The organism is Candidatus Protofrankia datiscae (assembly GCF_000177615.2).
Classification (GTDB): Bacteria; Actinomycetota; Actinomycetes; order Frankiales; family Frankiaceae; genus Protofrankia; species Protofrankia coriariae.
Window position 1 is genome coordinate 5,023,355 of record NC_015656.1, and the last position, 17,073, is coordinate 5,040,427.

Genomic DNA, 17,073 nt, shown 5'->3' on the forward strand with positions numbered 1-17,073 from the left:
TACCGTGGCTTCCTTCGTCGTGGCTTCCCCCGCTGGAGGCGCTGTTCGTCGGGCCGGCGCGGGCCCTGGCGACGAGCGGCCCGAGGGCGGCGAGCGCTCCCGGGAGTTCGACGGCCACCGCGACCTCGACGGTGTCCCCTGAGATCGTGCACGACAGGAGGCGGCCGTGGTTCGCAAGCCCGATGGCGCGTGCCCGCCCGCACATGACGGCCGGGTCACCAGAGGAATCACCCGCGGCCGCGAGCGCCGCCATGTCCGCCGCGCCCGCGGCCCGCCCGCGGCAGACAGCGGTTGCCGAGACCGCCAGAACGACACCGGTGAACGTCCCCAGAACCAGAAACGTGGAAAGTGTGAGTATGGTGGCCGAACCTGCGTCCGTAATACCGGAGGCGTGCTGTGCGTCCATGCTGCCAGACAGCTGAAGAGTGCTTCCGGAGGGCTTGTTGGCTTGGTGTGAAAATATTTTCCGCAACCATTTGTGACGCATATTCAAAATTTCTTTTCTGTGTTCACTGACTGCTGGTTGTGAAATCCTGTGTGATGTTTTCCACTGCCTCCGCGGGTGCGGTGGAGAACATGGTGATCTCGATCGGAGGAGCAAGTCCTGCCAGTACCCCGGTGGCCCGGGCCTGAAATCTGACCTGGACGATGACGGAATCCATGGCATGGCTGACGGAAATCGTGGAGCCCTGGGGAGCAGCCCGCCCGGCCGTAACTGGTCAGGTCTGGTAGATCGTTTGTTTTTGGTTTCCCGGCTGGCTGGGACTCCTCGATGGCCTGAAGGCCCGGGTCGTTGGTGCTGTGTGGTTGATCGGGCCGTAGGGTCCGGGTGTGTCGGATGGTCCGCCCGCGTCGCCGCCGGTGCCGTCGTATGACGAGCTCGCGGCGCTGGTGGTGAGTCTGCGGGCGCAGCTGGTCGAGACCGCTGCGGCGTTGGAACAGGCGCGGGTGCGGATCGCCGAGCTGGAAGCTCAGGTCGCGAAGAACTCGCGGAACTCGGCGAAGCCACCGAGTTCGGACGGGCTGGCGAAACCGCCACCGAAGTCGCTGCGGAAGAAGACCGGCCGCAGGCCCGGTGGGCAGGGCGGGCATCCGGGATCGACGCTGCGGATGCTCGCTGAGCCTGATGTGCGCCTGCGGCATGAGCCGGGGCCGTGTGCGGGGTGCGGGGCGGGGCTTGCGGGCCGGCCTGTGACCCGGACCGAACGGCGGCAGGTGTTCGACCTGCCCGAACTACGTCCGCATGTGGTCGAACATCAGCTCATCGAGCGGGAGTGCGGCTGCGGGACGCGGACGAAGGCGGCGGCACCGGCCGGGGTGGACGCGCCGGTGCAGTACGGGCCGCGGGTGGCCGCGGCGGTGGTCTACCTGTATTCCGGTCAGTTCCTGTCGCAGGAGCGGACCGCGACCGCGCTGGCCGAGCTGGTTGGGATCCCGATCTCGGCGGGCACGGTCGGTGCGATGACCGCCCGTGCCGCCGCCGGACTCGACGGCTTCCGTGACACCGTCCGGGGTCTGCTGGCCGCCGCCGACGTGATCGGGGCCGATGAGACGGGGCTGCGGGTCGCCGGGAAACTGCACTGGGTGCACTGCGCCCGCACCGACAAGTACACGCTGATCGACTGCCATGCCACCCGCGGCAGCGGCGGGATCGACGCCCTCGGGGTGCTTCCCGCCTTCGGTGGGGTGGTGGTCCACGACGCCTGGGCCCCCTACGACAGCTACACCGGCGCCACCCACCAGCTGTGCGTCGCTCACGTGCTGCGCGAACTACAGGCCGTCGTCGACGCGGCCCCGACGGGAACCTGGTGCTGGGCCGCCCAGGCAGGCGACGCGCTCGTCGCCCTGCACCGCCTCGCCGTCGACGCCGCCACTACCGGCGTCACCATCGACGAGCAGGCACCGGCCACCCAGACCCGGCAGCTGCGCCACGCCGCTCACATCGGGATCAGCCAGACCTCGCCGCGCGGCACGAAACTCATGGCCGCCCGCCATGCCCTGGCCTGCCGGCTCGTCGACCGCGAAGCCGACTACCTTCGGTTCACCCGCGACTGGCGGGTTCCCGCGGACAACAACGGCTCCGAACGCGACATCCGCATGATCAAACTACGGCAGAAGGTATCCGGCTGCCTACGCACGCTCACCGGCGCCCGCCAGTTCTGCGCGATCCGCAGCTACCTGTCCACCGCCACCAAACACGGCATCAGCCTGTTCGACGCTCTCGTCCAACTTGCCGAGGGCCGTCCCTGGATGCCCGCGATCAGCTAACTCAAGATCAAAAACTACCTGACTAGTTACGCCCGGCCCAGGTGCGGACCATTTCGTCGGTTTCTCCGCGGGCGGCGGCCCGGGCGCCGATGCGCGCCGCTTCCGCACACCGCGCCTGCACCGACACGGCGCTGACGACCCAGATCGCGATCAGCAGGACAAGGACCAGGGACGGTATCGCGACCGCCAGTTCGGCTGTTGCCTGGCCGCCGTCGGAGGTTCTTCGCCCCCGGTCGCGGCTCGTGCCACGACCGGGGATCCGCAGGCCACACACTGGCTCGGCCCGCCTGTCAGAAGGGGGCGGACAGCGCCTGCTTGACCAGGTTGGCAAGCATCGTCCTGGTCGCCGAACTGTTGATCACCGCATACAGGACGGCGGCGAACCCGACCGCGGCGACCGTACCGACCGCGTACTCGGCGGTCGACATTCCCGCGTCGTTCCTTCTGTCGGACCGGGCCGTGGCCGACACCGCCCGGCTGCTGGTCAGCTGCCGGCGCGAGGCATCGGTCGTCGACCGCGTGAACGCTACGATCAGCAGTATCATCCACCGGATGACAAGAGAATGTATGACGGGAGACATTCTCGATGAGCGGGGCGGGGTCATGGCAGGCGGCCTCCAGTTCGGTTACCGGCATGCGGTGGATGCCCGCTCGTAGGCGGGACGGGGAGCTTCGCTTTCCTTGATGATGGGGCGTTGACAGCGATTCTGACGAGGGTGGATACCGTCCTGTGGAAAACCCGCTGTTGTCCACAGGACGGCCGGCTGCCACTTGCCTGATACGAGAGCAGTGTTCTGGGCTCGGACAGGAGCGGGTTGGTTGCGGCGGTCGTCTCTTCGGCTTCGTTCCTGCCCTTTCTTGTGGTTGGCCTCGGAAGTTTTTTCGAGGCCCGGGCGGCCTGCGCGAACGGAGCAGCGGCGGCCTGGTGACACGGCCATCGGAGAAATGATCATGGCAGTGTCAGGGCCGAGCCGGCTCCCATCACGACCGGTACGACCCCGAGCGCGACGAAGGCGGGCAGGAAACACAGGCCGAGTGGTGCCACGGCGGTGACTCCCGCCCTGCGAGCCGCGGTCAACGCGCGTTCCTGTCGTCTGGCGCGGGTCTGGTCCGCCAGCCGTCCCAGGGCCGCGGCCAGGCGGGCGCCGGACTCCTCGCTGCGGTGCAGCGCCCGTGCGAACGCCGCGATCTCGTGGGCCTCCGCCGTGGCCGTCGGTCGGCCGAGTCCGCCCGGAGCGGGCCCGACCGGGACGAGCCTGGTCCACCGTTTCGCCGCAGGCCTCGAGGAACTCGGCTCGGGGCCGAGCAGCCGGCCGCAGGCTTCCGCCATGGACGCACCGAGACGCAGGCTGCGGCTGACCATGCCCAGTTCCGTTCCGAGCGGGCCGCCGACAGCGCCGGCCACGATGTCCAGAGCTGCCACGATGGGCGCACCAGCCGTCAGGCAGGCCGCGATCAGGTCGAGAGCCAGCGGCAGATCCTCGACGAGACGTGCCTGCCGGCGCTGGGCGTCCTGATCCGGTATGGAGGCCAGCAGACGGGCCGCGATCATGCCCACGATGATCCCGACGGTCACGCCCACCGGGACGGGCAGGATCACAGCGGGCCCGAGGCCGGCTGCCGCGCTGAAAGCGGCTCGTCGCAGAGTCGATCCGGTCACGTTCGGACGCCATCCACCGGTCATGTGCCCACCGGCTGTCAGACCTGTGGACGTACGGCCGGTGCCCACCGCCCCCGCGTCCGCTGCCCGCTGTTCGAGGGAGCACCGCATCGATACGGCGGTCGTACCGGAAAGCGGGCGGAAGGTGGCGACACGACGTCGTACATGGTCACGTAGTGTCGTTGTTCCTGTCAGCCAGGATGCTGACGCCATACACAGTGTGGCAACGGTGAGCAGGATCTCACGGTGGGAGAAGGCCAGCGTTCCGGCGGTGAGCGCAAGCGAGGTGTGCGGCGGCCCGTCGACGATCGACGGCTGCCGCGGCGGTTGGACAGTCATCGGGACGGCCCCTGTGGTGGTTGGAAGTAAGCGGCTTCCTTGCGATCGCGCATGCCTGCGTCGCGGTTATCGGCCACCTCGGTGAGCCGGTTGATCCAGGCCAGACCGGCGAGGTCGAGCGCCAGACCGACGACCAGACAGAGCCCCCCGGCCCGAGTACCCAGAAGAACCGTCAGCGGCGAGACACCGAGCAGCACGCCAAGCGCGATCCCGGCGACGGGCAGGGACGCGACCAGCCGCCCGGAGGCCCGCGGCCCGGCGAGCGCCGTGGCGACCTCGCCGTCCCGCTCACGCTCGGCGCGCACGACGGCGGCGAGCCTGTTCGCCAGCGGAGCCAACGGGATACCGGCGTGCTGACTCACCCGCCATGCGGCCGCAAGCTGACGCAACGTCGACGCTTCACACGCCGCGAGCGCGACGGCCGGGTCCGTCCGGCGGGCGAGCGCGATGCGCAGCGCCAGCGGGTCGTGCATGCGTACGCCTCTGCCGGCCGCACTCCGGCGGCCGTGACCAGGCGCGACAGGCTCGCCGAGTTCGCCGAGTTCGCCGAGTTCGCCGAGTTCGCCGAGTTCGCCGAGTTCGCCGGGTTCGCCGGGTTCGCCGGGTTCGCCGGGTTCGCCGGGTTCGCCGGGTCTGCCCGGCTCGCCGGGTCTGCCCGGCTCGCCGGCAGCGTCGTCGACGGCCGCCCGCAGGGCTTCGTCGGGCCGCCGGCCGGCCTCGAGCTCGGTGGCGAGCGCAGCGATGATCTCCTCCGCGTCTGCCCGCTGCCTACCGCGCCACCGTCGGTCCGCGGCGCGCCGCAGAGCCCGTCGGAACGTCACGGCGCAGACGACGCCCGTGCCGGCGGCCACCGGGCCCACAAGCACACCGACAACGGCCGTCCCCACCAGCGCGACCGCCACGGACAGCCAGGATCGGCCGGCCAGCCGGGTCACCGATCGTGTCAGTCGGTGACCCGGCGCGTTCGGGGCGCGGCCTGACGTATCACCGGTTCCGCGGCCCTGCCGGGTCCGCTCCGGTCGTGTCGTGGCCACCGCGCGGACCCGGGGCAGATGTCGCCCGATCGGCCCGGCGGCCAGCGCCGCGGCACCGGCGCAGCAGCCGGCGGCAAGTGCCACGGCCAGCATCACCGACCGCCGGTGGTGGCGCGGAGCAGGTCGGGGCGCGGCCCGCCACGCTCGGCGAGCATCCGGTCGAGAATCTGCGCCCCGGCCCCGCCCACGACGACCTGGGAAGCGTCCAGGTAACTGCTTTCGTCTCCGCGGCCGTGGCCGTTCTCAGCCTCTCGAGGGTCACGTGACGGCGGACGCCGACGTAGGCGCAGAGCGTCCAGGACGTGCACAAGCCCGCTCTGGTCGCGGAAGAGCACGCCGATCTCGCTCAACCGGCGAATTCCGTCATGATCCCGCCTGACGTGGACGATGGCCTGCACCGCCGAGGCGAGCTGGCTGTGCAGGGCCGCCCGGTCCAGGCCCGCGAGCGCGGCGAGTGCCTCCATCCGGGCCGGCAGATCGGCCGCCGCGTTCGCGTGCACCGTGCTCGGCCCGCCCTCGTGGCCGGTGTTGAGCGCGACCAGGAGATCCACGACCTCGGCGCCGCGGACCTCGCCGACGACGATCCGATCAGGCCGCATCCGCAGTGCCTGACGTACCAGATCCCGCAGGTCGATACCGCCCGCACCCTCGATGTTCGGCGGCCGGGACTCCAGACGGACGGCGTGCGCCAGGTCCACGACGAGCTCGGCGGTGTCCTCCACGATCACGACTCGGTCGGCGGGGTCGACCCGCCCCAGCAGCGCGCCCACCATGGTCGTCTTGCCCGAACCGGTGCCGCCGGTGACCAGGGTGGCCAGCCGGCCCCGCACGAGCGTGTCCAGCACCTCGGCCATGGCGGGGGCGACCGTACCGGTCGATACGAGATCGTCCAGGGTGAACGGGCGCGGCCGCGGGATCCGCAGGGACAGGCAGGTACCTGTGACCGCGACAGGCGCGAGCACGGCGTGCAGGCGGGTGCCGTCGCCGAGGCGCGCGTCGGTGAACGGGGTCGCGGCGTCCAGGCGCCGGCCGGTCGCGGCGGCCAGCCGGACGGCGAGCCGGCGTACCGCGTCGTCGTCGGGGAAGGTGATCCCGCACCGTTGGAGGCCGCTGCCGCGGTCCACCCAGACCTCCGCTGGCCCGTTGACCAGGACGTCGGTGACGAAGGGGTCGGCCAGCAGCGGCTCGAGCGGGCCGGCGCCGACAAGCTCGGATTCCAGCGACCGGTAGAGATCCAGCGAGTCACCGTCGGCGGGGCCGGTTTCAGCTCGGACAGCCGCCGCGATGCGTGCGGACGTCATCGCGCCATCGGAGTCGACCAGCCGCCTACGGATCCCGGCCAGCAGATCCTCGTCGGGGCGCGGGGTGTCCGCGGTGCCGGAGGGGATGGCGGCCGGTGGCGCTGAGGAGTGTTCCGGTCCCCTCCGCTGGCCGGTGGCGTGATCGTGGGAGCGGTGCGGCTCGGCCCCGGGCGCGGAGCGCTCGGCGGCGGGATGCCCGTTCACGCTGCCACGTCCGAACGGGCCAGGCCGAGGCCGTCGAGGATCTGGCCGCTGACCCGGGCCAGCGAGCTGCGGCGCCGGCCGCCCGGCGGTTCGCCCCGTTCCAGCGCGGAGGCGAGACCCTGGTCGTGTCGCAGAATCCCGGCCACCGGCAGCCCGAGCGCGTCGGAGACGACGTCGGCCTGCAGTCTGGCCGGACCTGGCAGCCGCACGACCACGCGAACGTCGGCGCAGTACCGGTTGACCGTGTCGCACACCCGGCCGGCGGCGGCGACCGCGCGGACCTCGGCCGGCACGACCACGAGGATGAGCTCGGCCATCTGCATGGCCACGGCGGCGGTCAGGTCGGGAAACCGGGGAAGGTCGACCACCAGGAGATCGTTCCCGCGTCGGGCGCCGGTCAGGGCCGAGGTCATGACGGATGGTGTGATCGTCGTCTGGCTTGTCCTGTCCCAGGAGAGTACGGGGAGTTCTCCGAGGGAGGGCAGGGTCCCGGTCAGCGCCCGGCGTGGCAGCCGGCCGTGGGCGGACACCAGATCCGGCCAGCGCATCCCGGGCCGTTCCTCAATGCCGAGGGCGAGGTCGATGCCGCCGCCGAGTGGGTCGGCGTCCACCAGGACCGTGTCGCAGCCACGGCGCAGGGACGCGAGGGTCAGCGCGATCGCGAGACTGGTGGCCCCCGCGCCGCCACGGCCGCCCACCACACCGACCACGGTGCCGTACCGCTGGTCCGGCTCGGTGGCGTCGACGAAGATGCCGATCAGCCAGTCCTCCGCGTCGGGCAGGAAGGCGACGTGCTCGGCGCCGAGCCGGACGGCAGCCTCCCACACCCCGCCGTCGTCGAGGTCGGAGCTGACCAGCACGATGCCCGGGCGTCGAGGGAGCCCGAGCGCGACGCAGGACGGCACCCGGTCGGCCCCGACGAGGATGAGCGGGGCGCTGTTCCAGTACCGGCGGGCGAGGTCGGCGTCGGCGACGGCGTCCACGGTCACTCCGGCCGTCGCGGCGAGCCGTAGGAGATCGTCGAGCAGCGGCGGTTCGTCGGTGACGACCAGCGGCCGGGTGGTCGGCCCGGATTCGGGGGCGGGAATGGGAACGGGCGGTGCGGATGTCATGGCAGGGCCCTTCCGTCGTCGAGTGGCGGGAGCCGTCGGATAGCGGGAACGGACGTCCACCATGACGCACATCGGGCCTGTGGATACTTCGTTCTCCACAGGCCCTGAATATGTTCTAATAAAGGGTTTTTCGGATCGGAAATGATCGATCCACGCCCGATGGCATCGGCAGCCCGCCGATGCCGATCCGCTAATTTGTTGAGGCGGGCTGTCGGCTCGGTGGCCGGGTCGTAGTAGGATTGTCACCGAGGCGAAGGCGTGGCTTGGGTACGGCTTGGTGGCCCGAGCGCGGAAGAGCGAGCATGATACCGCCGGCCTGGGAGTCGTCCGTAGCAGATGTCGCCCGATGCTGGGTGAACGTCCGGGCGCGAGGCCGTGTGATCGAACGTCTGGCAGGGGCGACCCGAACTATGTAACTGTATGTAATTTACATTACTTTAAGCTATTTATGCTGGTCACATGGTTAACCTAGGATTGATCATATTTTTCGATCAGGTAAGGAGGGTACGGCCACGAGACTCCGAGACTCTTAGTTCGCCCGGGCGACGGCCTCGCAGATGGCCAGGGATTCACGGGCACCCAGCTCCAACGCGTGGGCATAATAGATGATCCACTGGCCGACGCCTTCGGCGCCCGCTCCGGCGTAAGCGCGGGCGGCTTCGGCATAGGCGCCGGTGGGCACATTACCGGAGGTCATATTACTGGTGGTTGTATCAGCGGTGGTCACGTCGCTGGTAGCTGTCGCACTGGTGGTGATTCTGTCGGATTCGACGTGGCCCACCTCCGTCGCGGTCACGGCTTTCGGATCGAGACCACGGCTGATGAGCACCAGTCGTCCGGCGGCCCGGGCGATGATCCCGTCGAACGTGCCGAACGGGCGGATGGTCAGCAGCTCGCCTTCCACGATCGCGGCCACGAGGATCGCCGGCGCGGAAGTCCGGGCCAGCAACAGCTCGGTGAGTCCGCCCAGCCGCGCGGCGGTCTCGGCAGGCGAGGGTACTGGCCCCAGGCCGAGGGGGTCCGCCGGATCCACGACGCTCGCGACACCCGTTCCCACGACGGGCGCCGCGGCGGGCGAGCCGCCGGAAATCACCTGCCCGGCGGAACCGGAAGCAGTCGGTCGACCGGCGCGGTCGACGTCCGTGGGTGAAGCGCCCGCGGGTGAGAGGTCCGCGGACGAGAGGGGGTGCTCCCATCCTCTTGGCCGGCCAAGATCGATGTCCGCGACGAGGCCGCGGGCGACAAGCACGTGCATCCGGGCGAGTGCCTGTCGCGGGGCTCGTTCCCAGGCGCCGCGCAGCGTCCCCAGCTCGGCGTAAAGCCGGATCGCGCCGAGCGTGGCGTCGATGCCGAAAGTCCCAGTGGTGCCCGCCATGCCACGGGAGGGTTCGTCGCCCGGCTGCCCGCCGGTCGCCTCGTTCCCGGCGTCGTCGGCGGCGGAGCCCTCAGCCGAAGCAGATCCGGACGCCGTCGCTGGAAGAGCGCGATTCAGATGCGCGCGCAGGGCCTCCAGCCCGACGTCGTGACCCTCCAGGGCCGCTGATGCCCGCGCGGCCCGCAGCGACACCTCGGTCGTCACCGCGGCGCTGCCGCGACGCATGACCCGGTGGCGCAGCAGGGCGTCAACGGACGACCGGGCCGCGGTGACCGCGTCGTGAACGCCCGGTAGGGCGGTGAGCAGGGCGAACGGATCCGACCCGACGGCTGCGGTCATTGTCCGTACGCTACCGGGTCACTTCCGGACGGACATCCGGTCACGTACGGGCATGCTGCCGACCTACCGCGGGTCGCCAGCATGAGGCCGGTCCCGGCCAGGGGGCGGATGGGGACAGGGACACAGGGCAGACGGAAACATCCGCCGGCTGGTTCCGGCCAGGGACGGATGGGCATGATCGTCGTCCGGTCATCATGCCCGCCGGTGTCCATCAGGCCCGGTCGGGACGGCCCGAACCGGCCGGGTACGGGCATCACAACATATCCGGGCCGCGCGCCGACGCCGGACACGGCAGACTGCGCAGAGAACGCTTCTGAAGCGAACGCTTCGGAAGCTCGGAGGCGGTACTGATCCCGGATGTCGCCGGCTCGGGAACCGCGGACCACAGGGAGGCCGACAGCCGTCTCGGACGTTCCGCAACCGCGCTTGACGACCATGGATGAGCGGTGGATGTGTTGGGCTGTTGCCATCGGGCACCATGTGGTGACCTGGACGCTGTCAGGCGGCCCGTGACGCTGTGCCCAGCGCCAAGCGGTAGCCGCGTCCATGTTCGGTGGAGGACAGCCCGTGCCCAGAAGGAGGATCAACGGTGCCGACCCCTACACAGGACCGCCCAACCGGTCGGGAGGCGACGCTCGGTGAGCTTGTCGCCGTTGCGACACGGGACATATCACTACTTGTCCGACAGGAGATCGACCTGGCGAAGGCGGAGCTGTCGAAACAGGCCGTGTCCGCCGGGCTCGGTGCCGGGCTCCTGGCCGGCGCGGCCGGCCTCGGGTTCGGCGCGCTGATCGCGATCACGATCGGGCTTGGTGAGCTGTTCACCTGGGCCGGGGTGGAGCGTTTCTGGTCGTACTTCCTCACGGCCCTGCTCTTTGTGCTCATCGCATCCCTGTTGGCCCTGCTCGCGGCCACCCGTCTGAAGAAGCTGTCGCCCCCGGAGCGCACGCTGCAGACGGTCAGGGACGACATCGCGTGGCTGAAGCATCCGACGGTGATCACCCCCGGTGTGAACCACGCCAGCGCGCACCGCTCCGACGGGCACCCGCTCAGCCACCGGGAGGACACCGTCCCCGTTCGCTGAACCGCTCGTCGAGCCGGCTTGTCAGTCGAGCCGGTGAGTCGGCCCGTCAAAGGCGGACCGGTCGAAGGTGGGCCGGCCCGTCGAACCGGTCCGCTGACGCGTTCCAGCGGACATCCTGGGCCCACCCGGCACGGCGGGCATGCTGCCCCGAACCGGTCGTCTGTCATGCTGACGTGTGATGGAGGCTGCTGTTCCCGAACCCGGCGTCGTCCTTGTGGATGGCCCGTGGCGTCACCGTGACGTGTCCGCGAACGGCACCCGGCTGCACGTGGCCGAACTCGGCGAGGGCCCGCTGGTGCTGCTGCTGCACGGATTCCCCCAGTTCTGGTGGGGCTGGCGCCATCAGCTCACAGGGATCGCCGCCGCCGGCTACCGGGTGGTCGCCGCCGACCTGCGCGGCTACGGGGCCAGCGACAAGCCTCCGCGAGGCTACGACGCCTTCACCCTGTCCGACGACGTCGCCGGGCTGGTACGGGCCCTCGGTGAACGGGACGCTGTGATCGTCGGGCACGACTGGGGCGGCCTGGCCGGTTGGACGACCGCGGCGCTGTGCCCCCGGCTCGTGCGCGGGCTGGTGGTGCTGTCCATGCCGCATCCGCTGCGGACCCGGCACGAGATGCTGGCGGACCTGCGTGGGCAGGGCGTCGCCGGCCGGCATCTGATCACCTTCCAGCTGCCGTGGCGCCCGGAGCGGCTGCTGGTCGCCGACGACGCGGCCTATGTCGGTGAGGTGCTGCGGGCATGGGGCGGCCCGGGCTACCCCGACGCCGAGACGGAGGCCCGCTATCGGGAGGCGATCCGAATTCCAGGGGTCGCGCACAGCTCACTGGAGTACCACCGGTGGGTTTTCCGGTCGCTGTTCCGGCCGGACGGGGCCCGTTTCGCCACCGCGTTGCGCCGCTCGGTGGCCGCCCCCACCCTGCAGCTGCACGGGCGCCTCGACAGGTTCATGCTCCCATCCACCGCGCAGGGCTCAGGACGCTATGTCAGCGGTCGCTACGAATGGAAGCTGCTGGACGGAGTCGGTCACTTCCTCCCGGAGGAGGCCCCGGACGTCGTCACCAACGAGATCCTCTCCTGGCTGACGCAGTGACGGGCTCTCCGTCCGGCCACAGCTTCGGGTCGGTCGCGGTTCCTGGTCAGTCACAGCTGCGGGTGCTGACGGCGGTGCTCGTGGCCTGACCGGCGGCGGCCAGGTCGTCCACCTCGGCGCTGGTCAGCACGTACCCGGTGTCCGAGTCGTTCGTGGCGGCGGCGAACACCACGCCGTAGACGGTGCCCTGTTCGGACAGCAACGGCCCACCGGAGTTGCCCGGCAGCACCTGCCCACGGACAGCGTAGATGTCACGCAGCACCGTGCCCTGGGAGTAGATGTTCGGGGCCCTGGCGGTCTGGCGGTTGCGGATGCGGGCCGGCGCGGTTGTGTACGGGCCGTCCTGGGGATATCCGGCGACGATCGCGTCGTCTCCCGTCCGGCCGGGCGGGTCGTTCTGGAAGGACAACGGCGTCTGGCGCAGCCCGGGCACGTAGAGGACGGCGATGTCGGTGTCGGGGTCGAACAGCACGACCCTGGCCGGCAGGGTGCTGTTGCCGACCTCGACCTGGGGTCGGGTCACCCCGGCGACAACGTGGGCGTTCGTCATCACCCGTTCCGTCGCGTAGACGAAACCGGTGCCTTCGACCCGCTTGGAACACGACGGCGCGATCCCGCGGATCTTCAGGATGCTGGCTGCCGCGGTCTGCACGGCCTGGGTGTTGTCGGCCGTGGTGTCGGGCGGTTCGATCGGCACGATCTGCCCCCCGCCGAGGCCGGCGAAGACCTCGGGGAAGCCGTTCTGGTCGACGAGTCTGCGCAGGTCGGCGAAGGCGTCGCGCACGGTGTTCGGCATGGCCGCGTCGACGGTCCGCAGGACTTCGGAGCGGCGGACGTGCTCGGCGAGGGTGGTGAACGGGGACCGGTCGACCGCCGTTGCCAGCAGCCATGCCACGAGCAGCACCGAGATACCGGAGAGCACCGCGCCGGCCACCGCGTCGACGGTCTGGCCCGGCCGCCAGGTGAGCCTGTCGCGCAGGGCCGCGCCGAGCGCGGTGGCGGCGATCTGCCCGATCAGGGCGAGGCCGAGGACGACGAGAATGCCGACGATGGGGCCCTGCGACTCCGCATTGATCATTTCTGCGAACGGTGTCGCGATGTGCGCGCCGAGGACACCGCCGCCGAGGAACCCGATGAAGGACAGCGCCCCGACCACGAAGCCCTGCCGGTAGCCGGACACGGCAAAAATGATCACAGCGATGACCAGGATGAGGTCAAGAATGTCGAACATTTTCGACTGCCCGGTATCCGCTAGCTGACCGTCAGCGTGCCGTGCATGTTCGGATGGATCGTGCAGAGGAACGAGTAACTGCCCGGTTTGTCGATGGTGAACGTGACCGACTGTGATGTGCCCGCCGAAGCGACGCTGGTACGGGCCTCGGGGATCTCCGGGATCACGAAGTTGTGCGGGGCGGAGCCCGCCGGCACCGTCAGATTTACCCTGATCTTCCCGGGTCGGGCTGTCAGGGTCGAGGGCGAGAACTCAAGGGAGGCGGTGCCGACCACGTCGAAGACCTGGACGTCATTTTCGATCTTTGGTGTGGCGGTGGCGGTGGCCGAGGGCGAACTGGCCGGCGTGTCGCTTCCGCAGCCGCTGAGCCCGAGCCCGAGGACGAGGAGGACGAGGGCGAGAGAGAGTGTGAGGGTGGCGGTCGGCGTGGCCGGGCGGGCCGTTCGACGGCGACACGGCCTGTCGGCGCTGGGCGCCAGGCCCGGGAGGGTACCCGGGCCGGTCATTACGCTCATTGCTGCCTCCGGTCCTTGTCACCCTTCGCCGACGAGCGTCTGCTCAGGACACTGTCGTCCCTGGTGTCCGGGCCGGGCGCGGATCTGTCATCGATCTGTCCGTGGAGCTGGGTGGATCGCGGGGAGCACCGGGGACTTCGGCCGGGCTGACGGTACCGCCCGCAGGGTGACTCGCCTGGAGCCACCCTGCGCTTCCGGCGCTCTCCACGGGCGGTTGTAACGCTGCGTGTGTGTCCGACTGACTCACCCCGGTTCGCCCGTCAACCCCGGCGTCCGGCCGAGGCCGGTGGAGGCCGGCAGGGTGTCCACCGCGGGTGCCGGCGGGGTGCCCGTCACCGGTGACTCTCGACCTGTTCGGCGGGCAGCCAGGGGCGCTCCCAGCCGCCCAGCCGCAGCAGCGCGTCGATCAGCCCACCGGTGAAGCCCCAGACGAACATCTCCTGGACGCGGAAGGCCGGCCCCAGCACACCCGTCCTGCGATGGCGGACCTGCAGCCGGTTCGCAGGGTCGGCCAGGTGGGTGATCGGTACTCGGACGACCGTGGACGTCTCGCTCGGGTCCACCGGCGCGACCGGGCACGGCGTGTGCCACCATCCCAGCACCGGCGTCACCAGGAAGTGGCTCGGCGGTATGTAGAGGGCGGGTCCGGTGGCCAGGATCCGCACGCCGGCCGGGTCGACGCCAACCTCCTCCCTGGCCTCCCGCAGCGCGGTCGCGGCCGGGGAGGTGTCGGTGGGGTCGGTCGCCCCGCCGGGGAAGGCCGACTGGCCGGCATGGCTGCGCAGGCTCACCGCGCGTTCGATGAGCAGGATGTCAGGCCCCTGCGGGCCGTCGCCGATCAGCATGAGGACGGCCGCGGGACGCCCGTCGGCCGCGTGCAGCCTGGTCCAGGAAAGCTGGTCGGGACGGGCGGTGCGCAGGGCTGCCGCCAGGCCCGTGAGCCAGGTGGGCACGCCGGTCTCGACCGGGTTGGCCGCTTCAGCCTGGCTGCCTGTTCCGGCTGGGCTGCCCGTTCGGGCCGGGCCGACCAGGCTGCCGACCCCGGCCGGGCTGCCGACCCCGGCCGGGCCGCGGGCCCCCGCCAGACCGTGGCCTCCGGCCGGGCTGTGCTCTCCCGCCAGGGCGGGGGACTGCGCCGGACTGTCGGCCTCGGCCAGCCCGTCGAGATCGTCCGGGCTGTCGGGCTGCGCGGCTGTGCTCACCTGGCCGCTTCGGCGTCGGCGCGGACCAGCCGGGCGGCCTGTGCCGGCGTGGTCACGCCGAGGCCGAACGACGGACACAGGCGGGCGATGCCGCACACGCCGCACGCCGGCCGCCGGGCGTGGCAGACCCGCCGGCCGTGGAAGATGAGCCGGTCGGAGGCGATCGTGTAGTCGCGCCGTTCGAGCAGCTTGGCGAGGTCGCTCTCGACCCTGACCGGGTCGGTGTTGGTGGTGAGCCCGAGCCGGCGCGAGAGCCGTCCGACGTGTGTGTCGACCGTGATGCCAGGCTGGTCGAAGATGTGCCCGAGCACGACGTTGGCGGTCTTGCGGCCGACCCCGGGCAGGGTGACCAGGTCGTCGAGACGCGGGGGCACGTTCCCGTCGAAACGGTCGGCCAGGGCGGCGCCGATCCCGATGAGCGAGTTCGCCTTGGCCCGGAAGAAACCGGTCGGCCGCAGGATGGCCTCGAGTTCCGCCCGGTCGGCGGCGGCGTAGTCGTCGGCGGTGCGGTACTTCGCGAACAGCGTCGGGGTTACCTCGTTGACCTTCTTGTCGGTGCACTGGGCGGACAGGACGGTGGCGGCGAGGAGCTCGAGGGGATTGCCGAAGTTGAGCGCGATCCGTGCGTCCGGGTGGAGCTCGCCGAGTATGCGGACGATCTTCCGGGCTCGCCGTGTCCGCGCCAGCGGGCTTTCGGTGGCGGCGTCGGCGAGGGTGGACACGTTCACAGGGTATCCGGTGACCGGATCATCGTGTTCTCCAGCCGGGATGCCGGATGTGTCCAACGTCGCATCACCTAATCCTGACCCCGCGTGTTAGTTACACAGAGTTGTCCCTCACCATGGTGTCCGCCATGTTTCTGATTGCCGCGATCTCGTTCCCGCTCCTGCTTCTCGGCCTGTTGCTCGCCATGGAGCGGGTGGAGCGTCCCCTGCGCATGGCCGACTCGGGCCAGGGCCTGGAGGGCTTCCTTGACAACGCCCGCCCCGACGAGGTGAGCACGTTCGTCTCCCAGGGCTTTCCGGCCGCCCTGGAGCGTTACCGCCGCCGCCTGCGGAGGTCGGCCCCGGGTAAACACAGGGCAACATGACGGCCGGGTTGGGGTGGCCCGCGACGGCCGGGCTCAGGTGCGGGCCCGCGGGTACCTCTCGTGTTTGTGGCTACGCAGAGTTATTAATCGCTTCGATCCGTATGTGGCCTTCTGTCCACAGGCTCGGGCCGGGGGTTGACGGGAGCTCTCCCGAGCCGGTCGGCCGGGCCGGAAATACCCGGATTCGCCCGACCTGTTCAAGACCCGACAGCCTCTTTCGGCTTCCAGGTCGTGCCCTTTGGCGCTACTCCTGGCATGCTCGGACGCCGTGGACGATCTGCTTGCCCGTGTTCCCATGTTTGCCGGCCTGTCCGAACAGGACCGGCAGGCTCTTAACGATCACTTGGAACGTCAGAATGTTACCCGAGGCGACGTTCTGTTTCGGGAAGGTGAAACCGGAGACCGCGTCTTCGTGATCCTTGCTGGAAAGGTCAAGATTGGCCGTGCCGCCTCGGACGGACGCGAGAACCTCCTCATGGTGATGGGGCCCGGAGACCTCTTCGGGGAACTCTCGCTGTTCGATCCGGGGCCCCGCACGGCCAGCGCGACCGCGGTGACCGATGCGTCACTGGTGTCCCTGGAGCACACCGCGTTGCGCCCGTGGCTGGCGACCCGACCCGAAGCGGCGTCGCTGCTGCTGCGGGTGCTGGCCCAACGCCTGCGGCGGACCAACGACTCCATGGCCGACATGGTGTTCACCGACGTGCCGGGACGGGTGGCCAAGGCCCTTCTCGACCTCGCCGAGCGCTTCGGTGAGCCGGCCCAGCCGGGCAACGAGGCGGCCGGGGTCCGAGTCGAGCACGGCCTGACCCAGGAGGAACTCGCCCAGCTGGTCGGGGCCTCCCGGGAGACGGTCAACAAGGCGCTCGCGGACTTCGCGACCCGCGGCTGGCTGCGGCTGGACTCCCGCGCGGTGGTGCTGCTCGACCGGGAGCGGCTCGCCCGCCGCGCCCGGTAGGGCGTAGCCGGCGGACGCCGGTCGACGCGGGCGCGTTCGGCCCACGCGACCGGGGATCCGCCGGGAGACGCCCCTTGGTTCCGGCCTGAGGGGGCACAGGCTGGCTGACTCCCGTCTCAGCAGGTCCTGACCGGCACTCCAGGTACGCCTGGCGTGCCGGTCAGGACCTGCCTTCACATCATGAAGATTTTTCTTCACCGGGCCGGCTCCGCGCCGGATCCCGGCCGCTGTCACGCGTGCCGCCACACCCGCGCGAGACCGCCACGCC

19 protein-coding genes and 1 pseudogene are annotated in these 17,073 nt (G+C 70.5%); 8 read left to right on the forward strand and 12 right to left on the reverse strand.

Features of this window, described 5'->3' with window-relative positions; all coding sequences use genetic code 11:
- Window positions 1-4 precede the first annotated feature (4 nt).
- Window positions 5-142, forward strand: coding sequence for a hypothetical protein (locus FSYMDG_RS28945; protein ID WP_237702903.1), 138 nt, complete (start codon window positions 5-7; stop codon window positions 140-142).
- Here FSYMDG_RS28945 and FSYMDG_RS29870 read toward each other — a convergent pair.
- Window positions 110-667, reverse strand: a pseudogene (locus FSYMDG_RS29870) (Rv3654c family TadE-like protein); the annotation flags it as partial. The gene FSYMDG_RS28945 and the pseudogene FSYMDG_RS29870 sit on opposite strands and share 33 nt — an antisense overlap.
- Before the next feature lie 164 nt (window positions 668-831).
- Here FSYMDG_RS29870 and tnpC point away from each other — a divergent pair.
- Window positions 832-2,268 carry an IS66 family transposase gene (gene tnpC / locus FSYMDG_RS21160; protein WP_013871651.1) on the forward strand — a complete coding sequence of 479 codons (1,437 nt, stop codon included), beginning with the start codon at window positions 832-834 and terminating at the stop codon, window positions 2,266-2,268.
- A 22-nt stretch (window positions 2,269-2,290) separates the two neighbouring features.
- Here tnpC and FSYMDG_RS21165 read toward each other — a convergent pair whose 3' ends face one another.
- Window positions 2,291-2,542 (reverse strand): TadE family type IV pilus minor pilin, encoded by a 252-nt coding sequence (locus FSYMDG_RS21165; RefSeq protein ID WP_013875420.1) that lies wholly within the window; start codon window positions 2,540-2,542, stop codon window positions 2,291-2,293.
- A gap of 16 nt (window positions 2,543-2,558) precedes the next feature.
- A complete protein-coding gene (locus tag FSYMDG_RS29345) occupies window positions 2,559-2,813 on the reverse strand; it encodes a DUF4244 domain-containing protein (RefSeq protein ID WP_050803615.1) in 255 nt (84 codons plus the stop codon).
- Between FSYMDG_RS29345 and FSYMDG_RS28955 the strand changes: the two genes are divergently transcribed.
- Window positions 2,728-2,925, forward strand: coding sequence for a hypothetical protein (locus tag FSYMDG_RS28955; RefSeq protein ID WP_165001777.1), 198 nt, complete (start codon window positions 2,728-2,730; stop codon window positions 2,923-2,925). The genes FSYMDG_RS29345 and FSYMDG_RS28955 overlap by 86 nt on opposite strands.
- Window positions 2,926-3,217: 292 nt before the next feature.
- Here FSYMDG_RS28955 and FSYMDG_RS21175 read toward each other — a convergent pair whose 3' ends face one another.
- Window positions 3,218-4,267 carry a type II secretion system F family protein gene (locus FSYMDG_RS21175; protein ID WP_013875422.1) on the reverse strand — a complete coding sequence of 350 codons (1,050 nt, stop codon included), beginning with the start codon at window positions 4,265-4,267 and terminating at the stop codon, window positions 3,218-3,220.
- Entirely contained in the window at window positions 4,264-4,740 is a 477-nt protein-coding gene (locus FSYMDG_RS28960; RefSeq protein WP_131792752.1) for a type II secretion system F family protein, read from the reverse strand. The genes FSYMDG_RS21175 and FSYMDG_RS28960 overlap by 4 nt, the downstream gene beginning before the upstream one ends.
- 33 nt (window positions 4,741-4,773) lie before the next feature.
- On the opposite strand from FSYMDG_RS28960, the gene FSYMDG_RS28965 reads away from it, so the two are divergent.
- A complete protein-coding gene (locus FSYMDG_RS28965; protein WP_131792753.1) occupies window positions 4,774-5,247 on the forward strand; it encodes a hypothetical protein in 474 nt (157 codons plus the stop codon).
- Between the two features lie 146 nt (window positions 5,248-5,393).
- Here FSYMDG_RS28965 and FSYMDG_RS21185 read toward each other — a convergent pair whose 3' ends face one another.
- From FSYMDG_RS21185 to FSYMDG_RS21195, 3 genes are all read right to left on the reverse strand, one after another.
- Complete coding sequence (locus FSYMDG_RS21185) at window positions 5,394-6,806, reverse strand: TadA family conjugal transfer-associated ATPase (protein WP_013875424.1); 1,413 nt, start codon at window positions 6,804-6,806, stop codon at window positions 5,394-5,396.
- Window positions 6,803-7,918, reverse strand: a complete 1,116-nt coding sequence (gene ssd / locus FSYMDG_RS21190; RefSeq protein WP_013875425.1) for a septum site-determining protein Ssd — start codon at window positions 7,916-7,918, stop codon at window positions 6,803-6,805. The genes FSYMDG_RS21185 and ssd overlap by 4 nt, the downstream gene beginning before the upstream one ends.
- 529 nt (window positions 7,919-8,447) lie before the next feature.
- Window positions 8,448-9,632 carry a hypothetical protein gene (locus FSYMDG_RS21195; protein ID WP_013875426.1) on the reverse strand — a complete coding sequence of 395 codons (1,185 nt, stop codon included), beginning with the start codon at window positions 9,630-9,632 and terminating at the stop codon, window positions 8,448-8,450.
- A gap of 589 nt (window positions 9,633-10,221) precedes the next feature.
- Here FSYMDG_RS21195 and FSYMDG_RS21200 point away from each other — a divergent pair.
- Together FSYMDG_RS21200 and FSYMDG_RS21205 are read left to right on the forward strand one after the other, a co-directional pair.
- On the forward strand, window positions 10,222-10,716 hold the full coding sequence (locus FSYMDG_RS21200) for a phage holin family protein (RefSeq protein WP_013875427.1): 495 nt from the start codon (window positions 10,222-10,224) through the stop codon (window positions 10,714-10,716).
- Between the two features lie 178 nt (window positions 10,717-10,894).
- Complete coding sequence (locus FSYMDG_RS21205; protein WP_013875428.1) at window positions 10,895-11,809, forward strand: alpha/beta fold hydrolase; 915 nt, start codon at window positions 10,895-10,897, stop codon at window positions 11,807-11,809.
- A 46-nt stretch (window positions 11,810-11,855) separates the two neighbouring features.
- Here the strand turns inward: FSYMDG_RS21205 and FSYMDG_RS21210 are convergent, their stop codons facing one another.
- The 4 genes from FSYMDG_RS21210 to nth form a co-directional block, all read right to left on the reverse strand.
- Window positions 11,856-13,040: a MarP family serine protease gene (locus FSYMDG_RS21210; RefSeq protein ID WP_013875429.1), complete on the reverse strand. Its 1,185-nt coding sequence runs from the start codon at window positions 13,038-13,040 to the stop codon at window positions 11,856-11,858.
- 20 nt (window positions 13,041-13,060) lie between these two features.
- Window positions 13,061-13,555 (reverse strand): cupredoxin domain-containing protein, encoded by a 495-nt coding sequence (locus FSYMDG_RS21215; protein ID WP_013875430.1) that lies wholly within the window; start codon window positions 13,553-13,555, stop codon window positions 13,061-13,063.
- A 332-nt stretch (window positions 13,556-13,887) separates the two neighbouring features.
- The gene (locus FSYMDG_RS28970) at window positions 13,888-14,757 is read right to left on the reverse strand and encodes an NUDIX hydrolase (protein WP_013875431.1); all 870 of its coding nucleotides are present in this window, start codon (window positions 14,755-14,757) and stop codon (window positions 13,888-13,890) included.
- Window positions 14,754-15,479 carry an endonuclease III gene (nth, locus tag FSYMDG_RS21225; protein WP_043607334.1) on the reverse strand — a complete coding sequence of 242 codons (726 nt, stop codon included), beginning with the start codon at window positions 15,477-15,479 and terminating at the stop codon, window positions 14,754-14,756. Before nth ends, FSYMDG_RS28970 begins: the two co-directional genes overlap by 4 nt.
- 131 nt (window positions 15,480-15,610) lie before the next feature.
- Between nth and FSYMDG_RS21230 the strand changes: the two genes are divergently transcribed.
- Complete coding sequence (locus FSYMDG_RS21230) at window positions 15,611-15,847, forward strand: hypothetical protein (protein ID WP_013875433.1); 237 nt, start codon at window positions 15,611-15,613, stop codon at window positions 15,845-15,847.
- Between the two features lie 268 nt (window positions 15,848-16,115).
- On the forward strand, window positions 16,116-16,805 hold the full coding sequence (locus tag FSYMDG_RS21235) for a cyclic nucleotide-binding domain-containing protein (protein ID WP_043607335.1): 690 nt from the start codon (window positions 16,116-16,118) through the stop codon (window positions 16,803-16,805).
- Window positions 16,806-17,073 lie beyond the last annotated feature (268 nt).